Annotated in this window: 6 protein-coding genes and 1 pseudogene; all 7 read right to left on the bottom strand. The window is 45.4% G+C overall.

Annotation, left to right across the window (positions count from 1 at the left end):
* Positions 1-19 precede the first annotated feature (19 nt).
* A complete protein-coding gene (locus ABF463_RS13940; RefSeq protein ID WP_415534550.1) occupies positions 20-589 on the bottom strand; it encodes a manganese efflux pump MntP family protein in 570 nt (189 codons plus the stop codon).
* Between the two features lie 110 nt (positions 590-699).
* Positions 700-1,677 carry a type I phosphomannose isomerase catalytic subunit gene (locus ABF463_RS13935; RefSeq protein WP_415534548.1) on the bottom strand — a complete coding sequence of 326 codons (978 nt, stop codon included), beginning with the start codon at positions 1,675-1,677 and terminating at the stop codon, positions 700-702.
* A 168-nt stretch (positions 1,678-1,845) separates the two neighbouring features.
* Positions 1,846-2,439: an AAA family ATPase gene (locus ABF463_RS13930; RefSeq protein WP_415534546.1), complete on the bottom strand. Its 594-nt coding sequence runs from the start codon at positions 2,437-2,439 to the stop codon at positions 1,846-1,848.
* Between the two features lie 136 nt (positions 2,440-2,575).
* The gene (locus ABF463_RS13925) at positions 2,576-3,028 is read right to left on the bottom strand and encodes an FMN-binding protein (RefSeq protein ID WP_415534544.1); all 453 of its coding nucleotides are present in this window, start codon (positions 3,026-3,028) and stop codon (positions 2,576-2,578) included.
* A 13-nt stretch (positions 3,029-3,041) separates the two neighbouring features.
* A complete protein-coding gene (locus tag ABF463_RS13920) occupies positions 3,042-3,407 on the bottom strand; it encodes a hypothetical protein (RefSeq protein WP_415534542.1) in 366 nt (121 codons plus the stop codon).
* Positions 3,408-3,433: 26 nt separating this feature from the next.
* Positions 3,434-4,375 (bottom strand): FAD:protein FMN transferase, encoded by a 942-nt coding sequence (locus tag ABF463_RS13915; protein ID WP_415534540.1) that lies wholly within the window; start codon positions 4,373-4,375, stop codon positions 3,434-3,436.
* 70 nt (positions 4,376-4,445) lie between these two features.
* Positions 4,446-4,763, bottom strand: a pseudogene (locus ABF463_RS13910) (hypothetical protein); the annotation flags it as partial.

The raw sequence follows: 4,763 nt of genomic DNA, 5'->3' as shown, positions 1-4,763 counted from the left end.
CCCTCAAAATCAAAATTGATCAAAGGATGCCCAGATGATCAAGCAGAATTTTGGCACCGATCAGAATGAGAACGACACCGCCCGCGATTTCCGCCTTTTTCTGAAAATATATGCCAAACCGGTTGCCGATCCAGACCCCTAGAAAAGAAATACCAAAGGTGGTACATCCGATCAGCGTGACCGATGGCGCAATTGCAACATGTAGGAAAGCAAAGGTCACACCTATAGCTAACGCGTCAAGGCTGGTGGCAATGGCAAGCATCAACAGTTCTTTCAGGTCAAGCGGCGCATCCCCGTTTTCGCATCCGCCTGATTCTCCACGCACGGCTTCCCAAATCATTTTTCCCCCGATGAAAGCAAGCAATGCAAACGCAATCCAGTGATCCCATTGGGCAATGTATTGGGAAAATTGCTTTCCCAATATCCAGCCTAAAAATGGCATGAGGGCTTGAAAGCCGCCAAAAAAAAGTGCAATAACGGCCGCACGGCGGGCGTTGAATTGACGCATACTTAAGCCTTTACAGATAGCAACGGCAAAAGCATCCATTGAAAGGCCGACGGCGATTAGAAGTAGTTCTGTAATTCCCATGCTCTATCCTCTTAAGATGGCTCTGTTCACACAGACGAGCCCTTTTTATCCTTCTTTTTTAGTTCTTTCAGGCGCGTAATGGCACAGGCTTTGCCCGCGTCATGTATGTTTTATAGGTGGGTCAGAAGCAAATTCCCGATGCCTTTGAGCGTATAGGCGCCGCTATTCGCCGGCAGAAAAACCGTATCTCCAGCGATGATTTCCAGTGGAGGATGGGTTCCATTTTGCAACGTAACCGAGCCGTCTGTACAGGTGAGCGCATGGAACGATTCCTCTGTCGATTCCAATGCAGCCGCTTTTTTCACGTCTAGTAAGTCTACTGTAAAATACGCGCAGGCGGCCAGTGTTTTGCGGGTAAAACCATCCAATTGTATGGTTTGGAGTTCGGGCTGGGGCTGCACCGGATGCAGATTGATCACTTGCAGCGCTTTCTCCACATGCAGTTGGCGCGGTTTGCCGTCTTTTCCGAGTCGTCCGTAGTCGTAGACCCGGTAGGTCACGTCGGAATTTTGCTGGATTTCTGCGATCAGGCAGCCCTTCCCGATGGCGTGTATCGTGCCAGACCGGATCATAAAGGCATCGCCTTTATTTACAGGTACCACGTTTAAAACATCCAGCAGTGTGTTTTCGGCAATGCGGCGGCGAAATTCTTTTTGACAGATATCCTTTTTAAAACCGTAGACGATGGATGCACCCGGTATGCAGTCCACGATATACCACATTTCGGTTTTGCCGTATGCATGTTCCTGTTGCAGCGCATAAGTATCATCGGGATGCACTTGGATGGATAAGTTGCTGTTTGCGTCGATTAGCTTGATGAGAACCGGAAAATCCACAAATTGTGCGCAATGTGTCCCAAGTACCTGTTTGCCCAGCGTGTCTATATAGTAACGGAGTGTTTTCCCCGCATATGTGCCGTTTGAGATTACGCTTTCGCCCGCCGGATGACAGGAGAGTTCCCAGCTTTCCGCCGTCTTTACATAGGGTGAGGGCTTGTGGTAACGGGTGGACAAAATATCGCCCCCCCAAATATAGTCTTTGAATGCCGGAAGCATTTTCATAGGATAACAGACATATTTTTCTGCCATGATTTATTCTCCTAACCGGGTTGGTCTTGCGGGTATATATAAAAACCTGCATAATGTTGATACAGTTAGATTGTAGATGGGTTTGCTTATAAATGCATAGAGCGAAGAAAGCGGTTGAGTAATAGAACACCCCACATGCGGCACAGTAATGCGGCATGTGGGGATGTCTTACTTGGATGTTTCCTCTAAAATATCTAATGTTTTCTTTAACGAGGTTTGAAATTCTTCCTCCGAGGAATTTTTGAAAATCAGCAGGTCATCCCGAATATGAGGGTCGTCAAGGGCAATGGGGATATCAAAATTACAGCCGGCAATGTATTCACTCCAATGCGCGATTTTCCAAGTGTCCCGGTCGGAGTTGCGGGCAATCATTCGCTGCCGAATCACATCAATTTCCGTGATGACCCAGACGACGACCAAAGAAGCCCCTTTTTCTTTCAGCTTTGTTTTGAGAGCGGTGATATAAGCGGGGTTTCTGATTTCCTGTGTGAACGGCGCGTTAATTAAAACGATATTGTCATATTCCAATGCTTCAAGGGCGAGCGCCACGATGGTTTCGTACTCGTAATCGCGGATGTTTTTATTGAAAAAATCGGAACTGCGGTTATATTCTTCTCCGGCGACGACAAAAATTTGTTTGGAAAGCGGAATTAAGGTGTCTTTGTCCAGATAGACCACATGACTTAACGCTTGGGCAAGTTTTTTGGAAACATACGTTTTTCCGCTTGCCGGAGGTGACGTAACTAAAATCAGCTTTTTCATATACCCCTCCAATTCGCTTGCTGGTTTGGCATGAGATGGAATAGGAATAGTATACCGCCGTCAGTTACTTTTTACAAGATTGCGGACAAATGAAAATAAGAAATCATAAAAATGCATGGCTCTGTCCGCACCGCGCTTAGGCCTTCACGCCGGAATCCAAAGCGTTTTGCACAGCTTTCAGGATGACGCGGCTGCTGTTTGTCGCACCGGTGATGGTGTCCACATTAAGAGATTGCGCCGATTTAATTTCCTTGACGATAATCTCCGCTTTCTTACCTCTTTCATTTTTATGATAAAGTATGGTGATATTCTGTATGTTGTGATCGGCAATATCAACGCGGACTTTTGCCGCAATCATGATGGCGTTATAGGAACCCGTGTAGAACCCATCGGGGATCTTGGATAAATTGACATTGGTAATGGAGATATCGGCTATCCTTTTTTTATATTCCCGTAATTGGATGAGATAAGTGGTGACAAAATAGCCCCCGATCAACAAGGCAAGGATAAGTGCCGCGATGCTCACGGCAATGAACGTTTTGTTTTTGCCTCTCGGGGAGGTGCTTGGTGTTTGTGATTTTAATATCATGTAAATGACCCCTTTACAGTATGAGCAGATTTAGAATTTGCTGAATCACATGGATCAGGATAGCCAGAATCAAAACACCGACAAAGGCGATATGAGAATAATAAAGCAGCTTGTTCTTCATAAAGCGACGTTTCAAAATACCCGTGACCACAACCAGTGTCAGCGCGAAAAATGTGACATAGCCTGCTGAAAAAAAGGGACTAAGCAGTTTGGTGTTAATATGGATGATTGCACTGAGAAAAAATAAAAAACCGGCAATGCAATGAAATTTCAGTTTACCGATTTTCGGGAACAGTTTCACCTTTCGGCGAAAAGGATAAAGGAGGGTTATCATAAGAAAACACACACTGCATATGCCTGTTAAAACATCGAATACCATTTTTCCCTCCGGTGTATATTGTGCGGTCAGTTGTAAAAAGAAAAAGTATAGTCTTTTATATCGCGGCTGGAGATGAAACAGTCATGCAGACCCTTTGTGATGTAAACCATTTTGTTTTCGGTAATAAGAACTCCTTCGGCATCGGAAACCTGTTCAATTAGCGCCATTCCGCGTTGCAAACCGGATACAAATACGGCGGTAGACAGGGCGTCTGCCTTCATAGAAGAATCCGCAATGATCGTGACACTCATCAACCCGGTATCTGCGGGATATCCTGTTCTCGGATCGATAATATGGTGAAATTTTTTGCCCTTGCTTTCAAAATATTTTTCATAATCGCCCGAAGTTACGACGGATTTATCAGAAACAGCGAGTGCAGCAATACAATTTCCCCGCGGCTTTCTGGGGTCCTGCACGCCGATCATCCAAGGCTCGCCATTCGTTTTTTCCCCGAGCGTATGGACATTACCGCCCAGATTAATCATCGCAGAGGTCACACCATGGGCTCTGTATGCACCCAATGCCATATCGGCGGCATATCCTTTGCCAATGCCGCCGAGTTCGACAGACTGGTGTCTGTTGATTCTTGCGGAACACGACACTTCATCAATGGCAGGACCTGAACCGGATACGAAGGGAAGCAGGGCTTGAATCGCTTCATCGGATGGGACAGCCTGTGTTTTGATGCACTCACGCCATAAGCCTGTCAATGGAGCGACAGTGACAGCAAATGCGCCGTTTGAAAGATCGTGATAGCGTCGGGCAGCTCCCAAAACACGCAAAGTGTCGGTATCTATTTTTACAGTATTTTTCCCATTTGAAGTATTGAGACGCGATATAGAACTTTCGGGGATGAAATAACTCATTTCCTGTTCCAAGCGCTTCATGAGAGCCGATATATTATGGCAGATATAGGCACCTTCCGCAGAACTGGAGACGGCGACTTTTTGTTCGATGATTGTGCCCATGCCAAATCCTGTGGCTTCGTAATAATCTAAACACATCGCATTGCACCTGTTGTCTTCAAATCAAATCATTTTATGGGGATAATGAGCGCAGCAACATGTTCATATTGTTTTCCAGCAGCACATCCGATGGTTTACCATAGTTGGTTCTGATATAGTTCCCCTTTTTATTTGTGAGCATGACAAAACCGTTTATGTTGGACCAGAACAAAATGGCTGTGCTGACAACATCTATTTCAGCGGAGATTGATCCGTCCGCAATACCTTCCTTTATAATTTCTTCAAGCAATAAAAAAGATTTCTCTGTTTCTGTATTAAAATTCGCAATGATCTTGTTGTTTTCGTTGCAGTCATCGGTTCCATTTGCTTCATAGTTGATGATGGACTGCAT

It is taken from the genome of Ethanoligenens sp., assembly GCF_047718355.1.
In the GTDB taxonomy this organism is placed as follows: domain Bacteria; phylum Bacillota; class Clostridia; order Oscillospirales; family Ethanoligenentaceae; genus Ethanoligenens.
The sequence above is the reverse complement of the archived record's forward strand: the minus strand, read 5'-3'. Positions and strand labels throughout refer to the sequence as shown.